Source organism: Mammaliicoccus sp. F-M27, from assembly GCF_022387115.1.
In the GTDB taxonomy this organism is placed as follows: domain Bacteria; phylum Bacillota; class Bacilli; order Staphylococcales; family Staphylococcaceae; genus Mammaliicoccus; species Mammaliicoccus vitulinus.
Genome location: NZ_JAJNIE010000016.1, coordinates 22,184 through 45,520, shown reverse-complemented (window position 1 = coordinate 45,520; position 23,337 = coordinate 22,184). Strand labels below are relative to the sequence as shown.

Genomic DNA, 23,337 nt, shown 5'->3' with positions numbered 1-23,337 from the left:
ATACACGGTTTCAAGAACCCAACATACTACAATCGAATTTCAAAAGGCGAGAGTAAAGCTGACTAGTTTTTTTTACGGATTTCAAACCCAAGAGATCGCACAGTCTACTCCTCTCTATAACTATAAAAAATAGCTATGAAAAAATCTATCGTCATAGATTTCTTCATAGCTAATCTTAGTATGTTTTATTTATTCTTGATTAATCTTCTTTTTTAACTTGAGACCAGCCTTTTTGAGTGATGGTGATTTTACCTGTCTCTATTGTGATGAGCTTTTGTTTGTATAATCTACCGATTGCTCGTTTAAAGCTAGCTTTACTCATATTAAATACTTCTTTTATAGCTTCTGGATTTGATTTATCCCAAAATGGCAGTTCTCCATCATATTCTACGAGTAAATCGAATATAACTTGGCCATCTTCGTCTAATCTTTCATGAGCTAATGGTAAGAATGATCCGTTTAGTTCACCGTTTTCTTTTACGCCGATGATTCTAACGTCCATTTCTTCACCAAGTCTTGGTTCATGTCTACGTTCTGATTCGTGTACAAATATTTTGTAGCCTTCTTTAGATAATAAGAAAGTACCTACTCTTAATAATCTATAAGGTCTAGCTGTAACGTGTTGATGTAATATTGATTCTTCTGCGACTTTAAACATTGTGTCAACGATTGTTTCAGTTGCTAACCTCGCAAACATTTGACTATGACTATCTATTCTAAGTGTACAGAAAATCATGTCACCATTTTGTGGCCACAATTCTTCTACTTTTGGTAAATCTTCCCAAGGTATTGATACTTCTCTTGGTAATCCTACATCTACTGATGCGCCATCTCTGTCTACTCTTAATACTTTTACCCAATCATAACGGTCTTTTGTTATTGAAGGCATGTTTTGAGTAGCGAATAATTCTCCTGATCGACTTGGATATACGAAGAAACTATAATCTTCGCCTATTTCTAACTGATCATCTTCGCCTACTTCTGAAGCATTCATTTTAATTCTTTCACTATTTGGTCCAAGTAAATGGTATGTTGAACCTTCTAATCTATCCACTTTTAAAAAGTCTATGCGACCTACAAGTGTCTCTGTATCATTTGCCATGTCATTCTCCATTCTTATCTTTTTCGTTTATTCATTATAACATGTATTTTTCTTCGTGTAACGACTGTTCAATCTCTTGCCCTTTTTTGTTTGATTTATGATATAATTCATCGATAGAAGTATTAATGAAAAGGAGTCATTTAATGTTACAAGTCACTAATGTAAGTTTGCGATTTGGCGATCGTAAGCTATTTGAAGATGTAAGTATTAAGTTCATACCAGGAAACTGTTACGGACTTATTGGCGCTAATGGCGCAGGAAAATCAACGTTCTTAAAAGTCTTATCTGGGGAATTGGATTCTCAATCAGGCCACGTTTCACTTGGTAAAGATGAACGTTTAGCAGTATTAAAACAAGATCACTTTTCACATGAAGATGAAAAAGTAATCGATGTTGTATTAAAAGGTCATGAAAAATTATGGCAAGTTATGACTGAAAAGAATGAAATTTATATGAAACCAGATTTCTCTGATGAAGACGGTATGCGTGCAGCAGAGCTTGAAGGTGAATTTGGTGAAATGAATGGATGGAACGCTGAAGCGGATGCATCTGTTTTACTTTCAGGTTTAGGTATTAAAGATGAGTTGCATGACAAACAAATGTCTGAGTTAGAAAACAATCAAAAAGTTAAAGTGTTACTTGCACAAAGTTTATTTGGTGATCCAGATGTTCTATTACTAGATGAACCTACAAACGGTTTAGATATTAAGGCAATTGCTTGGTTAGAAGATTTCTTATTTAATTTTGAGAATACTGTTATTGTCGTATCACATGATAGACACTTTTTAAACAACGTATGTACGCATATTGCTGACTTAGATTACGGTAAAATTAAATTATTTGTTGGGAACTACGACTTCTGGTATCAATCAAGTCAACTTGTTTCTCAAATGGCTCAAGATCAAAACAAGAAAAAAGAAGAACGTATTAAAGAATTAGAAGACTTTATTGCTCGATTTAGCGCTAACGCTTCTAAATCTAAACAAGCAACAAGTCGTAAGAAAATGTTAGATAAAATTGAACTTGATGATATTCAACCATCATCAAGACGTTACCCATACGTTAATTTCACTATGGATAGAGATGTTGGTAACGAATTATTACAAGTTCAAGGTGTTTCTAAAACAATTGACGGTAAAAAAGTATTAAGCAATGTATCGTTCACGATGAATCCTAATGATAAAGCAGTATTAATAGGAGAAAGTGAAATTGCTAAAACTACCCTACTACGTATTTTAGCTGGAGAACTTGAACCTGATGAAGGAACAGTTAAATGGGGCGTTACGACAAGTCAGTCTTATTTACCAAAAGATAACTCAGAGTTCTTTGAAGGTGTTAATTTGAACTTAGTTGATTGGTTAAGACAATATGCACCACCAGAAGAACAAACAGAAACATTCTTAAGAGGATTCTTAGGACGTATGTTATTTAGTGGTGAAGAAGTTAAGAAAAAAGCAAACGTACTTTCAGGTGGAGAAAAAGTAAGATGTATGTTAAGTAAAATGATGTTGTCAAGCTCTAACGTATTATTATTAGACGAGCCAACTAACCACTTAGACTTAGAAAGTATTACTGCAGTAAATGATGGATTGAAGAATTTCAAAGGTTCTTTAATTTTCACATCATTTGACTTCGAGTTTATTAACACAATTGCAAATAGAGTTATAGATATTAAAGAAGACGGTGTTATTTCTAAAGAAATCACTTATGAAGAATACTTGAAAGATTCAGGTCTTTTATAATTAATATGATATATAGAGAAGCTTCAATCCACTTATAGTTGGATTGAAGCTTTTTTTATGTCAAAAGATAATATGAATGAATCTCCATAGTATCCATGTTTTTCCAACAATTGTTGAAATAGTTAGAACTTTTGAATTTATCTGTTTTCTCTCTTTACATCAATATTCTTTCTATGTATAATGAATGCATACCAATTGAATATGTTTTTGATGAGGCGCATCAATCATTAGTAACTCCCCTATTAGACTGCAATCTTTAAGGAGCGAAAGGGTGCGATGCCGAAACATTATATTTTTGCAGAAATATTATGTTGGACATTTAGGTTAAGAGCTAGTTGTCTGTCATTATCTTAGGAATAATGGAGTGCATCACTTGTATATATAAATTAAAACAAGTTCGGATGCCGAGCTTGTTTTTTTATTTATATTACGGCGTTGACCTCCCGATTTATAGGAGGAATTATTTTGAAGCAAAGTGTATTAAAGTTTGGCGGTACGTCCGTCGGTGATTTTAACAAGATTAAAAACATCGCGTATATGTTGAAATCACGCGTTGATAATGGAGAACAATTAGTAGTAGTGGTTAGCGCTATGGGTAAAACGACAGATTCTTTACTTGAGAATATTAGCGCACTAACCTCTCGACCTAAAGATGAACATTTAGCTATGCTTTTAACAACTGGAGAACAACAGACTATTTCATATCTTTCTATGGTATTAAATGATATAGGTGTTCAAACGAAAGCAATGACGGGTTATCAAGCTGGTATTAAAACGGTTGGTCATCATTTGAAAAGTAAAATCGCAGAAATTGATGCGTTGCGATTTGAAACAGCTTTTGAAACGAATGACATACTCGTTGTTGCAGGATTTCAAGGTGTAAATGATCATTTAGAAATTACCACTTTAGGTCGTGGTGGTTCTGATACAACAGCAGTTGCGATTGCAGCGAGTATCGATACATCATGTGAAATCTATACAGATGTCGAAGGTGTATATGGTACTGATCCTAGAATTTATAAAGAAGCGAAGTTATTAAATGAAGTTTCTTATGAAGAAATGATGGAAATGAGCGCTCTAGGTGCAGGTGTATTAGAATCAAGAAGTGTCGAAATCGCTAAAAATTACAATACACCTCTTTATCTTGGTAGAACATTATCGAACGTGAAAGGAACATGGATTATGCCACAAACAGAGATTTTAGAGAAAAAAGCAGTCACAGGAGTCGCATTAGATAAACATATGATTCATGTTACTTTAACTTATCCAATGCAAAACTTCGCATTATTACAAAATTTGTTTGATGCTTTAGAAGAACAAGCAATGAATGTTGATATGATTTCACAAATTGAAAATCAACAAGGATTACAGCTTTCATTTACGATTAAAGACTCAGAAGTTGTACAAATCGAACAAATTATTGAAAGCTTAACTGAGGATTATCCTCACCTGCGTTACAAAATGAAAGATAATTACGCGAAACTTTCTGTAATCGGAACTGGTATGAGAGATATGTCTGGAATAGCTTCAAAAGCTTTTCGTACTTTAATTAGTCATGACATACGCTTTTATCAAACAACGACTTCAGAAATTAGTATTTCTTATGTCGTTGATCGTGATTTAGGTGAAACTGCCGTTCGAACTTTAAGTGAAGCGTTTAATATATAATTGATGATGGAGTGAAAAAAATGACAAAATTAGCAGTTGTAGGTGCAACAGGTTTAGTAGGAGAAAAAGTATTAGAAGTATTAGATAGAAAGAATATACCATTTGATGAACTAGTACTATTTTCATCACCAAGATCAGCAGGTAAAGAAGTTGAATTTCAAGGAAAAACATATACTGTTGAAGCTTTAACGGAAGAAAAAACAGATGGTCAATTTGATTATGTGATTATGAGCGCTGGTGGCGGAACAAGTAAAGCATTCGCACCACTATTTGAAAAACATGGCGCTATTGTTATAGATAATTCTAGTCAATGGAGAATGCATGAAGGTATTGATTTAATCGTTCCAGAAGTTAACGAACCGAAATTAGATCGTAAAATCATTGCGAATCCGAACTGTTCAACTATTCAATCAGTCGTGCCATTGAAACCTTTATTAGATACATTTGGTTTAAAAAGAGTTGCTTATACAACTTACCAAGCAGTATCAGGTTCGGGACTTGCTGGTCGTGAAGATTTGTCTAATGGTGAAAAAGGTGAAGCACCTAAGAACTATCCTCACCCAATATATAATAACGTGTTACCACATATAGATGTATTTTTAGAAGATGGTTATACAAAAGAAGAACAAAAGATGATTGAAGAAACGAGAAAAATTTTAGATCAACCGTCTCTAAATGTTACAGCGACTTGTGTGCGTGTACCTGTACAAGATAGCCACAGTGTCCACATGAACGTAACATTAGATAAAGAAGCAACAGTTGAAGACATCAAGAACTTATTTAAAGAAGATGATCGAGTTGTATTAGTAGATAATGTTGAAAATAACGAATACCCATTAGCTATACACTCTACTGGTAAAGATGAAGTATTTGTTGGAAGAATTCGTAAAGATGATTCTTTAGATAATACTTTCCATATTTGGTGTACTTCAGATAATTTACTAAAAGGTGCAAGTTTAAATGCAGTTCAAGTGTTAGAACAAGTTATGCAATTAAATAAATAAAATGAGGAGTGTTAAGTATGTCACATATTTTTACGGGTGTGGGCGTTGCCCTAACAACACCATTTACAAACGAGGATGTAGACTACGAAGCATTTGAAAATCATATAGAATTTTTAATAGAGAATGGCGTTAAAAGTATTATTATCAACGGTACAACAGCTGAGAACCCAACCTTGACAGCTGAAGAAAGAAACGCTTTATTAGAATGCGGTATTAAAAAAGTGAATGGCCGTGTGCCTGTTATTGCAGGAACAGGTACAAATAATACACAAGCTTCAATTGAGGCTTCTATTAAAGCAAAAGAATTAGGTGCAGATGCAATTATGTTAATTACACCTTACTATAATAAAACAAGTCAACGAGGTTTAATTGCGCATTTCACTAAAATTGCTAATGAAATTGCATTGCCAGTCGTTCTATACAATGTGCCTTCAAGAACGAACATGACGATAGAAATTGATACGGTGCTTAAATTAAGTGAAAATCCATATATCGTTGCACTTAAAGATGCAACTGGCGATTTAGAATATGCAAAAACTTTAAAAAGTAAATTACCAAGTGATTTTGCTTTATATAGTGGCAATGATGACAATATGTACGATTATTATCGTCTAGGTGGCGATGGACTTATTTCCGTAGTTGCTAACGCGATACCATTTGAAACACAACAATTATATGATTACGTTTCAAATGATCAATTAGAACAAGCTACTGCTTTAAATGCAGAAATTGTGACTTTATTAAATCACTTAAGTGTCGATGTTAATCCAGTACCAATTAAGTTACTCACTTCTGAATTAGGATTTGGGCAATATGAAGTGAGATTACCACTTGTAACTTTAGAGGAAAAAGAAAGAACTATTTTAAGTGAAGCATTTAATACTTTCAAAGATGGTGTAAAACAATGAGAATATTATTAATTGGTTACGGCGCTATGAATGAACGCGTCGCAAGATTAGCTGAAGAAAGAGATAACGAAATTGTAGGTGTAATTGTAAAGGATCCGTCTAAACAATATCCCTACCCTGCTTTCAATTCAATTTCTAAAGCACCGGAAGCGGATGTTGCGATCGATTTTTCAAATCCTGAACTGTTATTACCGTTGTTAGAAGAAGATTTTACGTTACCTTTAGTCATAGCAACAACTGGTGAAAAAGAAAAAGTGATTGAAAAACTAAAAGAAAAATCTGCTCATATGCCTGTATTCTTCAGTGCTAATATGAGTTATGGTGTTCACATACTTAAAGAAATTATTCAATATGCTGTCCCATTACTGGAAGACTTTGATATTGAAATGATTGAAAAACATCATAATAAAAAAGTAGATGCACCTAGTGGTACACTTGTACAACTATATGATGCGATTAAAGAAAAAAGAGAACAGTCAGTGCCCGTTTATGATAGACATGAGTCTTCATCTAAACGTGAAGCAGCAGAAATTGGAATTAGCTCTCAACGAGGTGGTACAATTGTTGGAGAACATCAAGTATTGTTTGCAGGACACGATGAGACAATTGAAATTACTCACCGTGCACAATCTAAAGATATCTTTGCAAACGGCGCTATTAATGTAGCTGATGTTTTAGTAAATAAAGAAAATGGATATTACACATACAATAACTTAAATGAGGAGAGAATTTAACATGGTTAAAGATTTTACAGCAGAAGAAATTATTCAATATATTAGTGAGGCGGAGAAAGTAACGCCATTAAAAGTTTATGTAAATGGGCAATTTGAAAATGTTGAGTTCCCAGAGTCATTTAAAGTATTTGGTTCAGAATCATCAAAAACAATTTTTTGTGATGCGAATGATTGGACGAGCTTTTATGAGAACAACAAATCTTCATTTACTGATGTAGAAATTGAACATGATCGTCGTAATTCAGCAATTCCATTAAAAGATTTAACAAATACAAATGCACGTATTGAGCCAGGTGCTTTCATTAGAGAACATGCTGTGATTGAAGATGGCGCTGTAGTTATGATGGGTGCAACAATTAATATTGGTGCAGTAGTCGGTGAAGGCACTATGATAGATATGAATGCTACTTTAGGTGGCCGTGCTACAACAGGTAAAAATGTTCATGTTGGTGCTGGTGCAGTATTAGCTGGCGTAATTGAACCACCAAGTGCTTCTCCTGTTATTGTTGAAGACGATGTATTAATTGGTGCAAATGCAGTTATTCTTGAAGGTGTAAGAATTGGTAAAGGCGCAATTGTAGCAGCTGGTGCTATTGTAACGAAAGATGTTCCTGAAGGTGCAGTCGTTGCTGGTACACCTGCTAAAGTAATTAAACAATCAGCAGATGTTCAAGATGGTAAAAAAGAAATTGTATCTGCATTACGTAATTTAAATTAATTATATAACATGAATGCGCCAATCATATTGATTGGCGTTTTCTATACATACTATAAAGGGACTGAGTTTAATGTCTGAATTAGAATTTGTTCAAAATACAAGAAGATACTTGCATCAACATCCTGAGTTGAGTATGCAAGAGTATGAAACAACAGCATTTATTGAATCGTTTTTAAAAGAACTTGAAATTCCATATGAACGCCCTATTCAAACAGGTATTATTGGCTATTTAAAGGGTAATTCAAATCATACAATTGCATATAGAGCAGATATTGATGCCTTACCTATTCAAGAAGTGAACGATATTTCATATAAAAGTACGGTCGATAACGTTATGCATGCATGTGGGCATGACGGCCATACGACAGCACTTATGCTTTTTACAAAACGTTGTAAAGATTTATATGATAAAGATCAATTACCTCATAATGTTGTATTTATTTATCAACCTTCTGAAGAAACAGAAGCTGGCGCTAATCAATTGATACAATCGAAAGTGTTTGATAAACATAATATCGAAAAGATATATGGTGTGCATATTATGCCTTTTGAAGATGCAGGAACTGTTGCGTTTAAAAATGACGAAATTACAGCGAGTGCGACCGAGTATAGGTTCTATTTAGATGGTTTGTCTAGTCATGTGGCAAGTAAAGAAGAAGGTAAAGCGGCCTCTGAAGCAATGATGCACGTATTATCTCAAGTTACACAAATACAGCAATTTCATTTAAATGGTCTCAATCGTAATATCATACACGTTGGCCAATTTAATGTTGGTGAAGCGATTAATACCGTTCCTCAAAACGGCTATTTAGAAGGTACAATTAGAACTTATGATACGAATGACCTTCAAATAGTTAAAGATCAAATGCAAAAAATAGCAGCAAGTGTTGAATTATTATTTAATGTAACGTGCACACTTAAATTCGCAGAAGGATATCCACCTACTATAAATGATGCCAGTCTTTATGAAGGCGTAACAAATGCGTTATCTGAAGTTAATTTAACACAACATGAACTTGAAAAGCCTTATTTATTCGGAGAAGACTTTAGTTTTTATAGAAATTTAGCACCAAGTTACTTTGTCTTTTTCGGAACACGAAATATAGAAAAAGATTATGTATATGGTCTTCACACAAATAGATTGAATTTTGATGAAGAAATATTGATAAGTATCGCTGATTATTACACAGCTTTATTAACTCAAGGAGAGGTCGTTTAATGGTAGCACGTATAAAAATTGAAGAACAAAAATTTATTAATAATGTAAAAAATGTCATTCACGATAATGATGTTATGGCAGTTGTAAAAAACGATGCTTATCATTTCGGTTTAGAATTTGCTGTCCAATCTTTTATAAAAGCAGGCATTCATACTTTTAGTACGACTTCTTTGCATGAAGCGATTAGAATACGCAACTTAAATCAAAATGTGAACATATTTCTCATGAATCCATCAGTAGAATTTGAAACGTTAAAAACCTATAATATTGCAATGACATTGCCCTCTTTAAAGTTCTTCTATGAGCACATAGAATCTTTAGCAGGTATTAAATTACATTTAGAGCTAGAAAATTTATTACACCGTTCAGGGTTAAAGGATCAATATGAAATGATAGAAGCATTAGAACATAATGCAAGCCTCCCTACAGAGCATCAATCAATTATTGAAGGGATTTGGACGCATTTTGGCTATGCTGACGAATTTGATGGTGATGAATATGAAACTGAAAGAACAGCATGGAATAACTGTTTAACGCATATTTTAAACGCGGGCTATAAATTTAAATTTATACACTCTCAAAATAGCGCGAGTTATGTCCGTGAAGATGGATTATTAGACAAACATACACATGCACGATTAGGCATCATATTATATGGTTCTAGGCCGTATAGCACCTTACCTACTACACTTACCGAACAAAATTTTTCTATAACTGCAAATGTCATACAAGTTCGTCCTATAAAAAAAGGAGAAACGTGTGGATATAGCTTTCAATATACTGCTGAGCAAGACTGCAATATAGCTGTAGTTGATATTGGTTATGGTGACGGCATACTTAAGACAAGAGCCAAATATGATGCGTTGATCAATCAAAAGCGTTATCCAATACGCGGTCTAATGATGAGTCACATGTTTGTCGAAGTAGATGATTCTGTACAAAGTGGAGATATCGTCACAATGTATAGTGATGAAATAAGGATAGATGAATTTACATTTAAAGGTGTTGGCGCAAATTCTGAACAAATTAGTGCTTTGAACCATCATTCATTAATAAAGGAGATTATATCATGACAGTAAAATATAACGAGCAAGGTGTTCTAACAATGGGGAATGTGTCGTTAAAAACAATAGCTGCAAGCTTTGGTACCCCTACTATCGTATATGATGAAGAACAAATTAGAAATCAATGTAGAAGATTTCATGAAGCTTTTAAAGAAAGTGGATTGTCTTATAATATTTCTTATGCATCTAAAGCTTTTAGTAGTATACAGTTATTTAAATTAATGGATGAAGAACAAATGGGATTAGATGTTGTTTCTGAAGGTGAATTATATACAGCTTTAGCAAGTGGCTTCAATCCGAGCAAAATACACTTCCATGGTAACAACAAAACAAATGAAGAAATAGAGTATGCTATAGAAAGTGGCGTAGAATACTTTGTCATTGATTCTTTAGATGAAATCGAACGTATTAATCGCGTTGCCTCTAAGCCAATTAAAGCTGTTTTAAGAGTTAATCCAGGTGTTGAAGCACATACACACGAATTTATTCAAACTGGCCAAGAAGATAGCAAATTTGGCTTGTCAATTAAACATGGTACCGCATTAGAAGGTGTACGTGCTTTACAAGCGTCAGATAAAATAGACTTTAAAGGTATTCACTTCCATATTGGCTCACAAATATTTGAAGCAGATGGCACAATTAATACCATTCAAATCGTATTCGAATGGTTAAAAGCGCATGATATTGAAATTGATATCTTGAATTTAGGTGGCGGATTTAGCATTCAATATACAGAAGCAGATAAAAGTTACCCTATTGAAGATGGTATTAAGCTTATAACTGACGCTATTAAAGAAAATAGTAAGAAATACGAAATGGCAATACCAGAAATATCAATAGAACCAGGTCGCTCAATAGTTGGTGAAGCGGGTGTTACGTTATATCAAGTCGGTACAATTAAAGAAATACCGAACGTGAATACTTATGTATCAATAGATGGTGGTATGAGTGATCATATTAGAACAGCTCTGTATGATGCACAGTATGAAGCATTACTTGTAAATAGAAATGATGAGGATACGCACGAAGTAACAATTGCAGGTAAATTGTGTGAATCCGGAGATTTAATAGGAAGAGACATGAAATTACCTAAATCGACAAAAATTGGTGATTATATAGCAGTATTGTCTACCGGAGCTTATCATTACTCAATGAGTTCTAACTATAATCAAATGTTAAAACCTTCAGTTCTATTTGTTAAAGATGGTAAAGCAAGAGAAGTTATTAAAAGACAATCATTAAAACAATTAATTATGAACGATGTAAAATAAAAATAGTCTAGGACATTAACATGCTAGATTAATAGAAAAGAGCGCAAATTCTTGTTATTTGAAGAATTTGTGCTCTTTTTTAGTTTATCTTATGAGTCTTCGTGCGATTTGGCCGTGAATTTATCAAGTCAGGACTCACATGATAAATAGAGCCATTGAAATTATCAAGTTGAGGTCCACTTGATAAATAGCAAAATCGTAAATTTAAAAATAAAAAAGATCTCTTCACTAGGCTATAACCTAATGAAGAGATCTTTGCGCTTCTTAATGATATAAGTATCATTCATTATCAAATAATATTATTATCTCAAAGCAGAAAGAAACCCTAACATTGTTAGGGTTTCTTTCTAGTCTTTCAAATTCATTTATATTATAGTTTTACAACGTTTGCAGCTTGTGGGCCACGGTCGCCTTCTACTACTTCGAATTCTACTGCTTGACCTTCTTCTAAAGATTTGTAACCTTCTTGGTTAATTGCTGAGAAATGTACGAATACGTCATTTTCTCCTTCAATTTCAATAAAGCCAAATCCTTTTTCTGCGTTAAACCATTTTACTGTACCTTGTTTCATAATTGTGAAACCTCCAAGACTAAAATTCAATATGCGATATTCGCATATTACAAAAAACACAATGAATCATTAATGTTATTTGCAATATGGAATAACGATATTGCTATTACTTATTATACGTTACTCAATATCCAAATGCAATACTATTTGAGATATTTTCAGATTTTATTAATTTGGTAAAGGTGTATAAATAGAATTGTCATTTAATATAAGAATACTATAAAAAATTTGTAAATCTTCTTCACAGTCTTCGCAATATGATAAATCACAATTATTATAAAAGGCATGAATATTATGTTTACCTATAACTTCGTTTGTAAACTTAGTTTGATAATTTTCAAGTAAGTTTTGATACTGCTTAACCATTTCATCATAATCGTGACATTCTATTTCTTTAATAATATTATCCTTCCAACCATCAAACAGCCACCAACCCTCATAATCTGTTCGGATTGTTACGATTTTGTACATCTAAAAAACTCCCCTGTTTAGAAAATTGCCCTAGAATTAATTTAAATCTTATTAGAAATTAAATCAAGAGAATAGCTTATGCCTATGTTCCTAATTATTAGTTTTTTTAAACGTAACCCTTTATAATGGATATATGAGGTGATAAATATGAACGGAAAACATATTAAAGTTTTTGGCCGCGTACAAGGTGTCGGTTTTAGATTTTTTACAGCACAACTCGCTAAAAAGTATAACATTATAGGTAGCGTTGAAAATGTTAGCGATTATGTAGAAATATATGCTAGTGGCGAAAATGATGATTTAGAAAAATTTACAAATGGTGTTATACAAGGCGTGGCGCCTGCTTCAGTTGTTGAAAATTATACAGTTGAAGAAACGACGTTAGACGAAAAAACAAAGCACTTCAAAACGTTATAAATTAGGAAGATGACAATGAAATATAATTTATCATATGTATTAGGTGCACTTCTGTCTGTACCTATCGCATTTATCGCATTTTTATTTAGTGTTTTTCAATTGGATTTACATTTTATGATTGATACGGCTGTTTTTGCGGGATCGTATGTATTTAGCTTTTTACCTATTCAATGGTATAGTTCTAGAAAATATTTAAAAGAAATGGGTTTGACGCGTCGTGAATTTCATTTTATTAGAAAACAATTAAACGACGCTCAACCAAAGTTGAAACGTCTTTACAAGAATTATATGCGTGTAAGATCATATAGCGAATTTAAAAATTTAAATGAAGTCGCTAAATTGGCCCGTACTATCTATAATACAGTTAAACAATCACCTGAAAAGTTCTACGCAGTTGAAAGTTTCTTCTACTCACATTTAGATAATACTGTAAATTTAATTGATAATTATACAATGCTACAACGCATGCCTAATAAGTCTAAAGAAGAAAAGGCAAAATTAAAACAAACTAAACTTACAATTGATGAGAACAAAAGAACGCTAGTAGCAGATTTGAAACAACTCAACGAATCTAGCTATCATCAATTAGATATTGAAATGGAACTTGCTGATATAGCTAAAGATAGAAATAGTTATAGACAAGCAATACCAGAATCAACTAAAGAAAAAGTAAATTTAAAAAAGAATGCAAAAAAATACGAATATGAAATGGAGCGTAAAGATGACTGAAACGAATAAAAACTTATTTGATGATCTCATTGATGACCCTTTTAAAGATTCATCTAATGAATTAGCAGCACAAAAATCAGAAGTAACTGAACAACAAACGAAATCTGATGTGACGTCAACTTATGAAAAATCGTTTTCTGATGAAGATCAACGCAAGATTAATGAAATTGCTAAACAAATTAAACCTTTAGATAATGATGGTTTATTGCTATACGGACAGCAAGCTCAAAGTAAGTTATCTCAGTTCTCTCATCAGATGCTAACGCAAGTCCAATCTAAAGACGTTGGTCCAATTGGTTCTTCTTTAAGAAATTTAATGAATAAATTAAAAGAAGTGAATCCTGATGAATTACAGAAGCAAAATAAATCTAGATTAAAGAGAATTTTTAGAAGAGCAGAACGTTCTGTAAATGAAATGTTCAGTAAATATCAATCAGTTGGTGCACAAGTTGACCGTATATCAGTTGAATTACAAAAATCTCAAAATATGCTAATGAAAGATGTTGGCTTATTAGATCAATTGTATGAAGAAAACAAAGCTTATTTTGATGCATTAAATATTTATATTGCTGCAGCAGAAAAGAAACGAGACGAATTGAAACAAAATGACCTCGTTGAGCTTGAAAACAAAGTTAAGTCTTCTAATAATCAAATGGATGTTCAAGAATTAGCAGATTTACAACAATATATTAATCGTCTTGAGAAGAGAATTTATGATTTACAACTATCTCGACAAATCACATTACAATCTGCACCACAAATTAGAATGATCCAAAACATTAACCAAACATTAGCAGAGAAAATTCAAAGTTCTATTTTAACGAGTATCCCATTATGGAAAAACCAAATGGCTATCGCATTAACTTTATTAAGACAACAAGGTGCTTCAGAAGCACAGAAAAAAGTTACGGATACTACAAACGAATTATTATTAAAGAACTCTGAAATGTTGAAACAAAATGCTGTAAGAACTGCTGAAGAAAATGAACGCGGTATAGTAGATATTGAAACATTGAAGACGACACAAACAAATATTGTAGATACAATACAAGAAACACTTCGTATACAAGAAGACGGTACACGTAAACGTCAACAAGCTGAACAAGAATTACAAACATTAGAACAAGATTTAAAAACAAAGCTTTTACAACTTAAAGATGAACAACACCAATTAAGAAATACGTTTAAATCATAATAAAAATGGAACTTCGATATCGAAGTTCCATTTTTTATTTAACTATAAGTAATGCATATTCTACATAAATTGACTTAAGTAATATCCCATCATTGTACCGACATAGTTACCAATAACATATCCTAATGTGCCGATAATCAATATTGGTCCAACTAGGCTATGCCAACCATTAGAAATTGCTAAAGCAGCTGCCGTTGTTGGTCCACCAGCATTAGCATTACTAGCGAGTAACATTTCTTCAATATTGAATTTAAATAGTTTTCCGAAAGAAAGTGTTATGCCTAAATTGAAGATTAATATAATTGCTACGAAAATAAATAATAACGGTGCCGTCTTAATAATGATTGGAATTGAAGCTGGGACCCCTATTACAACGAAGAAAATATAGATTAAAAATGTACCGAGCTCATCAGATGCATTTAATTTTTCGAAAAATCGACTAAATATCGCTACGATAATCAGTGTTAACGTTGTTAATAATAAAAATTGATCGCCTATAATACTAACTAAAATTTCCATAAACGGATTGCTTTTAGGTACGACGCTGTTTACGGTTTCAGAAATTTTAAAACTTATAGCTACTAAAGAAAATGCAATCGCAAATGAATAAGCAATATCTTTTAAACTAATTTCATTTCTTTTCCAATATGCTTCAGCGTTGTTCCCTTCTGATTGATTATTTTCAGTATGTAGTCTTTTGAAATGTTTCTTAATAAATTTTAAGTTAGGTAATGTAATGAGTACGATGAAATAAAAAGCCATGACACTATTATCTGCAACTACAGTAGCTGACACGAGTTCTCCAGGTGTTTGAAATTTAGTACTGAGTGCAGCAAAGTTTACACCGCCTCCAATATAGCTACCTGTCATCATAGCACCTATTTTATCTAGTTCCGGTATAAATTGATGCAGTAATAAAAATGCGACTGCTATCCCTACTACCGTGCCAATAGAACTGATTAAGAAAATAAATAACAGTCGTCTACTTTCTTTCCATATTTTAAATATGTTTGATCTAAATAACAGTAATGGAATTGCTAAAGGGATAACATAATTCCAGACTTGATCGTACACCGGTGACTCTATTGGAATAATATTCAAGTTAGATAATATCATAGAACCAATTAAAGCAATGATGGCACCGGTTATTTTAGAAGCAAAAGCGTACCTTTGTTCTAAATAAATGCTGAGTGCTGCAATACTCACTAAAATGGCCCATAAAAGCCATGTTTCATCTTTATTAATAAATGCATTTAAATACATAACAACATCCCCTTTGCTATATTTATAATTATGATGACATAAAAAAGAAGAATCTTCAAAATAAATTTGAAGATTCCATCTTTTATTTAACTATATTCAATTGGTGGTTGGTTTTTAACTTTACCTATAATAAAGCCAATAATAAATCCAACGATTGCAAATGGAATCCATTCCATTTGATATGGTGCTAACGGTAATTTATTAATAAAACCAATTGTTGCCCATCCTGAATGATTAAATACTGATATAAATGAAATGATGGTAACAAATGCTACAGACAACTGCTGTGCAATTGGTGGTGTATTAACATATTTAGCTAATAAGATTAACAATACCGATGTAATCGCAATTGGATATAATACGAGTAATACAGGTAGTGAACCTTTAATAACTGTTGTTAAACCTTGATTTGAAAGTATAAAACTAATTATAGTGAAGATTGCCACAAACCATTTGTATGAAATTTTAGGTATTAATTCATGGAAGAATTCACTTACTGATACGATTAAGCCTGTAGCTGTTGTTAAACAAGCTAAAGCAACAATAATACCTATTAAATATTTACCAAATTCACCAAATGCTAAATGTGCTGCAGTTGTCAGTAAATATGTTCCGATATTTTGTCCGTTATCATTTAATTCTTTAATTGTTTCAGCTGAAACATTCATATGGTTTCCTATCCAGCCTAACGAAACATAAATAAAGCCTAGTGCGATAGCCGCAATAACGCCAGCTAAAATAGTTTGTTTAAATAAACCAGTTTCTTTCGTAACGCCTTTACTCTTAATTGCAGTAATTACAATCATTGAGAATGCAATGGCAGCAATGGCATCCATCGTTAAGTACCCTTCTACAAAACCTTTACCAAAGCTTGTTCCACCACTGCTATAAACCTCAAGATCCCCTGCTCCAGCTGGTTGTCCTCCTAAAGTGAAGAACGCTTTGATGATCAAAGCAGTGATTGAAATTAACAATAATGGCGTTAAAATCGCGCCAACTTTATCGACCATTTTACTTGAGTTAAAACTTAAGTAAAATACGATTACAAAGTAAATCAGTGAGAAAATAAATAAAGCCATTGAACTTGTTGTTTCAAATATTGGCGTAATTCCCATCTCGAATGAAGTTGCTGCAGTACGTGGTATTGCAAATAGCGGTCCGATTGTTAAAGAAATGGCAACTAATAATACAATTGCAAATACAGGATGTATTTTCCCTAATGATACTCTATATCCCTTTTCTTCAATTGAACCAGCAATTACACCAACTAATGGTAAACCAATTCCCGTAATAACAAATCCAAATATAGCTGGCCAGAAGAAATGGCCACTCGATAATCCAAGTGCTGGTGGGAAAATTAAATTCCCTGCCCCAAAGAATATCGCAAATAACATAAATCCAACTACAAAAATATTCTTGTTCATATATTTTACTCCTTTTAGGTCATACAATAATTTATATTTTATCATTGGAGATAGTTTTCGTCCATATGAAATTTCTGAAAATTTAAAAAATAATGTAAAAATTTTCAAATTTAATTATATAGATTGCAATAATAATTTTTTAAGTAAAGGAGCAAGCTGGTATGGTAAGTTTTCAACACCTTCTACAAACAAGCTTTGTTTACCGTAAATATTATGAACGGTTCTCTTCGTACTTTCATCAATTACATCTTGATTAAGAAAGACATTAAAGACATATACGCCTTGTTTATCAGCTTCAATTACGGCTTCATGTGTATCAATAATACCATCTTCTGCATAATCAAATGCTGATGGTTCACCATCAGAGAACACAATCAAGAATTTTTGTGACTCGGATCTTTGTAGCAAGTGCTGTGTAGCAACTCTTAAAGCTACGCCATCACGATTGTCATCTTGAGGTTCAAGCGTCATAATTCTCGCGTCATTTTGTTTAAGTGTAGATTCATTATACAAAATCAGTTCGTCTATCGTATTTGGTTGATTTAATTTATCAGCTTCAAATGCATCTTCGCTAAAACCTAATATTTCATGTTTAATATCAAGATTTTTAAGCGTTTCATGGAACAACACGACACCTTTTTTAGTTTCTTCCATTTTATCGTGCATGCTTGCTGACGCATCAACTAATAAAGTGAATGTTGCATCTAGTTTTCTACTAAACGCATCTTTTTTAAAGAATAATTTGTATTGATCATCGATAAACCAGTTTAATAAGTTCTTTTGAAGTCTACCTTTAGTTAAATTCTCTCTAATATCACTATATTGATGATTCATAGATTTTTGAATAATGCTCGTTAAATCTTTAATTTCAAACTGAACACTATCGACAGCTTCTTTATAAGCCACTACATCGTCTGGTGTAATTTCAGGTTTATTGAATGACAGTGACACATTTTGGTTTACGCCCTTAAAATTGTAAGGATTGTTTAAACCTTGAGCCCCACCTTCTTCATCATCTATCGTGTCGTTAGAACCTTTACCTTTTTTCTCCATCATGTCGGTCATATCATCTGATGCATCACCTTCACGTTCATTATCTGAAAGGACATCACTATTTTCACCTTCATGTAATTCCATCTCTAAATATGAATCACTATCAGCTTTACTGTCAGCTGTTTTTGTTTCAGCGTCTTCAGTCGTAACATCTTCTTGGTCATGTTCTTGTTCATTACTTTGATCTGTTTGAGCAGCATCTTGTCTTTTTAAATCTTCTAATGTCCACTCTTCTTCATATGATCGATAAATACGTTCAGGTATATGATAATACTGATTTAACATATCTTCTTTTAATAAATAGTCCACTAAAATCATAATACTAACGGCTAAATCATAACTATCTTCTGAAGTTTGTAAATTGAAAATTTGAGTTAATCTATTGAAGACTTGTACGAGCACATCATCAAAATCTTCGTGTATTGTAATGTTATTTATAAAGTTCTCATTTAAGATAGCATGTTCAATGGCTAAAAATAGTAAATCAGTATAAGTTGTTTTAGTTTGATATACATGGATTTGACTATTGTTTTGTTTAATTTTCACATTTAATCTATGCTTAAATAATTTTTTCGTTACGGGTCTTTTATTTATGATGATATGAGATAGTCTATATTCTTCAATGAGCATAAATAATTGTTTGAAAAAGTTCATATGTTCAAATGACTCATCTAATACTTCTTTGTAAATTGAAGGGTCAATGTGCTTAAATCCGATTGTATCTAACATAATGTCAGATTTTAGTCCTGCTCTTGTTATATGTTCAGGACGATGCAACCAATTGAAACTGACATTACAAGTATTTTGTATAGGGTCATAATGTTGGAATTTTTGAAACGAGACTTTAACGTTAGGATCTTCAAGTAATAATTTTGCTAGATCTGTTAACATCATAATTTGTTGTGCATCGATTTGTTCATCATTAAATAATATAAAACGATCACTCATGTTATGCTCCTTACTCGAAAATTAATTCAATCGCATTTTGTATGGCTTGTTGTTCTCTTTCATCGTCTATTTTGTCGATAATTGCGCGTTTAATTGCACGTCTAACAGGTATAACTGTAGTTAAGTCGGCAAGGTCAATTAAAGCTCTTATACTTGCTGATTCTTCAGAAATTTGTCCTTGGCTAGACATGATGCGCAAATCTTTATTAAATTGAATGATTGAATCAATTATTTCGTCATCTTTTAATTGACTTTGTTCTTTTATAATCATTTTTAACGTTTCGCCATCTATATAATCAATATCTAGAACGACAAATCTATTTTTTAGCGCTTCGTTCATTGGTAACGTACCAATATAACCAACGTTAATAGCTGCTATAACTGAGAAACCTTCTTTAGCTTGCACAACTTCACCAGTAAAAGGATTAGTCAATGCTCTTCTGAAGTCCAAAACACCATTTAAAATAGGTAAAGTTTCAGGTTTTGCCATATTAATTTCATCAATATATAAAATGTCACCATTTTTCATAGCTTTAATAACGGGACCATCGATAAAGACGATTTCTTGATGACCTTGTTCATTAGTTTCTATAGTTTTAAAGCCTAATAAACTTTCAGCATCTAAATCTACTGAACAGTTTACCGAATGCATAGGTTTATTTAAATCAAGTGCGAGTGTTTCTGCTAATTTAGTCTTACCTGAACCAGTTGGTCCTTTTAAAAGTATATTTTTATTAAGTTTTATCATGGATAATGCATCATCGTATATTGTTTCATCATTATTCATATATTTATTGAAATTTGCCATAGTGTTCTCCTTTAATTCACAATTAATAAACCTAAAAAGAGAAAAGTTCTATAATTAATATAGAGCTTTTCTCTAATTTTTAATATTTTTTCACGTTAAACTTCTTTAAAGTATGTTTTGTAGTATCCGCCCACATGTCCAGAATTATCAATAATTTGATAATACTCTTCAGTTTCATTCACTACGTCGTATACTTTCCCTACTGTTAACATATCAGATACTTTGAATTTTTCTGCATCAGTATGGGTAACTTCGACATTTTTAATAACGTGATTGTCTTTCCAAGTTTCATGTAACATAAATAAAACGCTCCTTTAGTTCACTGTATCAAAAGTAATTGTAATAATAATACCTGTTAAATCACGGATAAATAGTGAAATCAAACCTGCTTCATGTTGAATAATGTGATGTTCCATTTCTATTTCTTTCACGTGATTTACGATATTTTCAAAATGTTCAATATCATCGATTGAGATTGCTACTCTTTCAATAGGTGGATTTAAAGATTCAATAGCTTTTGGATAATCTATTAAATGTAATTCTCCACCATTTCCACCTGCACCTACTTTAAAGACTAAAGCCGACTCATCATCTATTGTCTTGTATTCTGCAAATAATTGCAACTCAAAAATATTCTTTAAAAGTGAGCCTGTAGCTTGTGTTTCAGGTGATTTAATCATAACTGGCCCTATTCCTTGAATTTGATGAATAGGACTAATTGGACCATCGTCATAAGCAGTACCAAGTGGCACACCAGCATTTAGTTCATCAGAGATAATATGGAAAGCATGACCATTATTATCATGAAACTTAAATAGATTCTTACCGTTAAGTTGCTGAACAGATTCATATGCCACTTCATGCTTATCAAATTGTTGTTTGTATTCATACAATGCTAAGTCAGTCGGTACACGTAATGCAATACCATGAAAATGAGAATCTATCTTTTCTTGATCACCTTGATATTGTTTGAAAATAAGTCTCGTACCAGGAGCAATATTTGCATCCCCGATATGTAAGATATTCGTATCATGGTTCATCAAAGTATTAAGCCCTAAAATATTTTTATAAAATGATTCTGTTTCCTTTAAATCATAAGTCCATAATGTCACACTTCTAAGTCCATTCATGAATAACTCTCTCCCATATATGAAGTCTAATAAATTATAACAAATAAGTTGAAACAATGACAAATCAATCAAGTTATAAGCGTGAATTAATTTTACAATCTTACGATTTTGAAAGTGCATCCTTGCCTAGGGGTATGGTTCGAGCCTGTAGTCTCTCACATACTACTTTTTTAGTAAATAGCGTGATATGTTTTAAAATCTTACGATTTTGAAAGTGCATGCTTGCCTGGGGTATGGTTCGAGCCTGTAGTCTCTCACTCATACTATTCCCCCCGGGCGTCAGCACTTTGCAAAATCGTGAGGAATATTATAAAAATTTATTTCTATTTATCATGTGAGCCCTGACTTGATAAATTCAACGGCTCTATTTATCATGTGAAGCCTGACTTGATAAATTCAACGGCTCTATTTATCATGTGAAGCCTGACTTGATAAATTCAAAGGCTCTATTTATCATGTGGACCTCGACTTGATAAATTCAATGGTTCTATTTATCATGTGAGCCCTGACTTGATAAATTCAACGACTCAGCAGATAAACTAAAAAAAGCGCAAATTCTTCGAAATAAGAATTTGCGCTTTTTTATATTAATCTAAGATGTTAATGTCTCAGCATCTTTTAAAATTAACTTTCTAATAATAAGTCTTCTGGGTTCTCGATTAATTCTTTAATTGTTTTTAAGAATCCTACTGCTTGTTTACCATCGATAATTCTATGGTCATAGCTTAATGCAAGATACATCATAGGTCTATTTTCCATGCGTTCTTTATCGATTGCAACAGGTCTTGTTACGATTGAGTGCATACCAAGAATTGCAGCTTGTGTACCATTCATAATTGGAGTCGACATTAATGATCCGAATACACCACCATTAGTGATTGTGAATGATCCGCCCATCATATCGTCTAATCCTAATTTTTTATCTTTAGCTTTAACTGCTAAATCTACAATGTCTTGTTCGATTTCAGCGAAGTTTTTCTTGTCACAATCTCTAACGATAGGAACAACTAAACCTTCTTCTGTAGAAACAGCGACACCGATATCATAGAATTGTTTTAAGATTAAGTCAGTACCGTCTATTTCAGCATTTACGTCTGGATATTTTTTCAAAGCAGCTACTGATGCTTTAGTGAAGAATGACATGAAACCTAAACGTGTACCATTATGATCTTCTTGGAATTTGTCTTTTTTACGTTTACGTAATTCCATAACATTTGTCATATCTACTTCGTTAAATGTTGTTAACATAGCTGTATTATTAGATACTTCTAATAATTTTTTAGCAATCGTTTGACGTCTACGTGATAATTTTTCGCGTACAACAGGTTTAGAAGGATTGTCATTTGATTTAGCTTGTGCTGGTTGACTTTGCTGAGCTGGTTTAGCTGGTTGTTGTGCTGGTTTAGCTGCATTTTCAACATCTTCAGGTCTAATAACATCACCGGCTTGAGTCTTAACTTTACTTAAGTCTATACCTTTTTCACGCGCTAATTTACGTGCTGAAGGTGTAGCTTGTACTCTCTCGTTTGATGAAGTTTCTGACTCTTCTTTTTCTTCTTGTTTAGGAGATGGCGCTTCTGTTTTAGCAGCATCTTCTTTTGGTGGTTCTTCTTGTTTTTCTGTTTCTTTAGAGTCATTAGATGTTGATTGTGATTCACCATCTGAAACTACTGCAATTACAGACCCTACTTCAACAGTTTCGCCTTCTTCAGCTTTTATTTCAGATAGGACACCTGAAACTTCAGAAATGACTTCAACATTCACTTTGTCAGTTTCAAGTTCAACGATGTTTTCACCTTTTTCAACTTGATCACCAACAGATTTAAGCCACTCTGCAATTGTTCCTTCTGTAATTGATTCTGCTAATTCTGGTACTTTTACCTCTGACATTATTCTTT

General features: G+C 32.6%; 22 protein-coding genes and 1 riboswitch. Of the genes, 12 read left to right on the top strand and 10 right to left on the bottom strand.

Annotated features, from left to right (window positions below; all coding sequences use genetic code 11):
* Positions 1 to 199: 199 nt before the first annotated feature.
* On the bottom strand, positions 200 to 1,102 hold the full coding sequence (locus LQ598_RS12450; protein WP_016911457.1) for a CvfB family protein: 903 nt from the start codon (positions 1,100 to 1,102) through the stop codon (positions 200 to 202).
* A 143-nt stretch (positions 1,103 to 1,245) separates the two neighbouring features.
* Between LQ598_RS12450 and LQ598_RS12445 the strand changes: the two genes are divergently transcribed.
* The 9 genes from LQ598_RS12445 (at position 1,246) to lysA (ending at position 11,430) form a co-directional block, all read left to right on the top strand.
* Complete coding sequence (locus LQ598_RS12445) at positions 1,246 to 2,844, top strand: ABC-F family ATP-binding cassette domain-containing protein (protein ID WP_016911456.1); 1,599 nt, start codon at positions 1,246 to 1,248, stop codon at positions 2,842 to 2,844.
* Between the two features lie 202 nt (positions 2,845 to 3,046).
* A riboswitch (Lysine riboswitch) is annotated at positions 3,047 to 3,222 on the top strand.
* Positions 3,223 to 3,309: 87 nt separating this feature from the next.
* Positions 3,310 to 4,512 (top strand): aspartate kinase, encoded by a 1,203-nt coding sequence (locus tag LQ598_RS12440; RefSeq protein ID WP_107537047.1) that lies wholly within the window; start codon positions 3,310 to 3,312, stop codon positions 4,510 to 4,512.
* Between the two features lie 20 nt (positions 4,513 to 4,532).
* The gene (locus LQ598_RS12435; RefSeq protein ID WP_016911454.1) at positions 4,533 to 5,516 is read left to right on the top strand and encodes an aspartate-semialdehyde dehydrogenase; all 984 of its coding nucleotides are present in this window, start codon (positions 4,533 to 4,535) and stop codon (positions 5,514 to 5,516) included.
* 17 nt (positions 5,517 to 5,533) lie between these two features.
* Complete coding sequence (dapA, locus tag LQ598_RS12430) at positions 5,534 to 6,424, top strand: 4-hydroxy-tetrahydrodipicolinate synthase (RefSeq protein ID WP_016911453.1); 891 nt, start codon at positions 5,534 to 5,536, stop codon at positions 6,422 to 6,424.
* Positions 6,421 to 7,158 carry a 4-hydroxy-tetrahydrodipicolinate reductase gene (gene dapB, locus LQ598_RS12425; protein WP_016911452.1) on the top strand — a complete coding sequence of 246 codons (738 nt, stop codon included), beginning with the start codon at positions 6,421 to 6,423 and terminating at the stop codon, positions 7,156 to 7,158. The genes dapA and dapB overlap by 4 nt, the downstream gene beginning before the upstream one ends.
* 1 nt (position 7,159) lies before the next feature.
* Positions 7,160 to 7,876, top strand: coding sequence for a 2,3,4,5-tetrahydropyridine-2,6-dicarboxylate N-acetyltransferase (gene dapD / locus LQ598_RS12420; protein ID WP_016911451.1), 717 nt, complete (start codon positions 7,160 to 7,162; stop codon positions 7,874 to 7,876).
* Positions 7,877 to 7,946: 70 nt separating this feature from the next.
* Positions 7,947 to 9,095, top strand: a complete 1,149-nt coding sequence (locus LQ598_RS12415; protein WP_107537045.1) for a M20 metallopeptidase family protein — start codon at positions 7,947 to 7,949, stop codon at positions 9,093 to 9,095.
* A complete protein-coding gene (locus tag LQ598_RS12410) occupies positions 9,095 to 10,168 on the top strand; it encodes an alanine racemase (RefSeq protein ID WP_107537044.1) in 1,074 nt (357 codons plus the stop codon). Before LQ598_RS12415 ends, LQ598_RS12410 begins: the two co-directional genes overlap by 1 nt.
* Positions 10,165 to 11,430, top strand: coding sequence for a diaminopimelate decarboxylase (gene lysA, locus LQ598_RS12405; protein ID WP_103322310.1), 1,266 nt, complete (start codon positions 10,165 to 10,167; stop codon positions 11,428 to 11,430). The genes LQ598_RS12410 and lysA overlap by 4 nt, the downstream gene beginning before the upstream one ends.
* A 370-nt stretch (positions 11,431 to 11,800) precedes the next feature.
* On the opposite strand, the gene cspA is transcribed toward lysA, so the two are convergent.
* Together cspA and LQ598_RS12395 are read right to left on the bottom strand one after the other, a co-directional pair.
* Positions 11,801 to 12,001, bottom strand: coding sequence for a cold shock protein CspA (gene cspA, locus LQ598_RS12400; RefSeq protein WP_016912585.1), 201 nt, complete (start codon positions 11,999 to 12,001; stop codon positions 11,801 to 11,803).
* A gap of 168 nt (positions 12,002 to 12,169) precedes the next feature.
* A complete protein-coding gene (locus LQ598_RS12395; protein ID WP_119596242.1) occupies positions 12,170 to 12,472 on the bottom strand; it encodes a DUF1033 family protein in 303 nt (100 codons plus the stop codon).
* 147 nt (positions 12,473 to 12,619) lie between these two features.
* Between LQ598_RS12395 and LQ598_RS12390 the strand changes: the two genes are divergently transcribed.
* Genes LQ598_RS12390 through LQ598_RS12380 form a run of 3 tightly spaced genes read left to right on the top strand, consistent with a single transcriptional unit; the run spans position 12,620 to position 14,813 of the window.
* Positions 12,620 to 12,889 carry an acylphosphatase gene (locus LQ598_RS12390; protein ID WP_016912583.1) on the top strand — a complete coding sequence of 90 codons (270 nt, stop codon included), beginning with the start codon at positions 12,620 to 12,622 and terminating at the stop codon, positions 12,887 to 12,889.
* A gap of 15 nt (positions 12,890 to 12,904) precedes the next feature.
* Entirely contained in the window at positions 12,905 to 13,618 is a 714-nt protein-coding gene (locus LQ598_RS12385) for a 5-bromo-4-chloroindolyl phosphate hydrolysis family protein (protein ID WP_016912582.1), read from the top strand.
* Positions 13,611 to 14,813, top strand: a complete 1,203-nt coding sequence (locus LQ598_RS12380; protein WP_103322308.1) for a toxic anion resistance protein — start codon at positions 13,611 to 13,613, stop codon at positions 14,811 to 14,813. Before LQ598_RS12385 ends, LQ598_RS12380 begins: the two co-directional genes overlap by 8 nt.
* A gap of 60 nt (positions 14,814 to 14,873) precedes the next feature.
* Here the strand turns inward: LQ598_RS12380 and LQ598_RS12375 are convergent, their stop codons facing one another.
* The 7 genes from LQ598_RS12375 to odhB form a co-directional block, all read right to left on the bottom strand.
* On the bottom strand, positions 14,874 to 16,076 hold the full coding sequence (locus LQ598_RS12375) for a DUF819 family protein (RefSeq protein ID WP_239745628.1): 1,203 nt from the start codon (positions 16,074 to 16,076) through the stop codon (positions 14,874 to 14,876).
* Between the two features lie 86 nt (positions 16,077 to 16,162).
* Positions 16,163 to 17,500, bottom strand: a complete 1,338-nt coding sequence (gene brnQ / locus LQ598_RS12370) for a branched-chain amino acid transport system II carrier protein (RefSeq protein WP_107537273.1) — start codon at positions 17,498 to 17,500, stop codon at positions 16,163 to 16,165.
* A 114-nt stretch (positions 17,501 to 17,614) separates the two neighbouring features.
* The gene (locus LQ598_RS12365) at positions 17,615 to 19,501 is read right to left on the bottom strand and encodes a vWA domain-containing protein (RefSeq protein ID WP_016912578.1); all 1,887 of its coding nucleotides are present in this window, start codon (positions 19,499 to 19,501) and stop codon (positions 17,615 to 17,617) included.
* Positions 19,502 to 19,511: 10 nt separating this feature from the next.
* Entirely contained in the window at positions 19,512 to 20,309 is a 798-nt protein-coding gene (locus LQ598_RS12360; protein ID WP_016912577.1) for an ATP-binding protein, read from the bottom strand.
* Positions 20,310 to 20,404: 95 nt separating this feature from the next.
* Positions 20,405 to 20,608 carry a DUF6501 family protein gene (locus tag LQ598_RS12355; protein WP_016912576.1) on the bottom strand — a complete coding sequence of 68 codons (204 nt, stop codon included), beginning with the start codon at positions 20,606 to 20,608 and terminating at the stop codon, positions 20,405 to 20,407.
* A gap of 15 nt (positions 20,609 to 20,623) precedes the next feature.
* Entirely contained in the window at positions 20,624 to 21,439 is an 816-nt protein-coding gene (locus tag LQ598_RS12350; protein WP_107537321.1) for a VOC family protein, read from the bottom strand.
* A gap of 624 nt (positions 21,440 to 22,063) precedes the next feature.
* The gene (gene odhB / locus LQ598_RS12345) at positions 22,064 to 23,329 is read right to left on the bottom strand and encodes a 2-oxoglutarate dehydrogenase complex dihydrolipoyllysine-residue succinyltransferase (RefSeq protein ID WP_119595881.1); all 1,266 of its coding nucleotides are present in this window, start codon (positions 23,327 to 23,329) and stop codon (positions 22,064 to 22,066) included.
* Positions 23,330 to 23,337 lie beyond the last annotated feature (8 nt).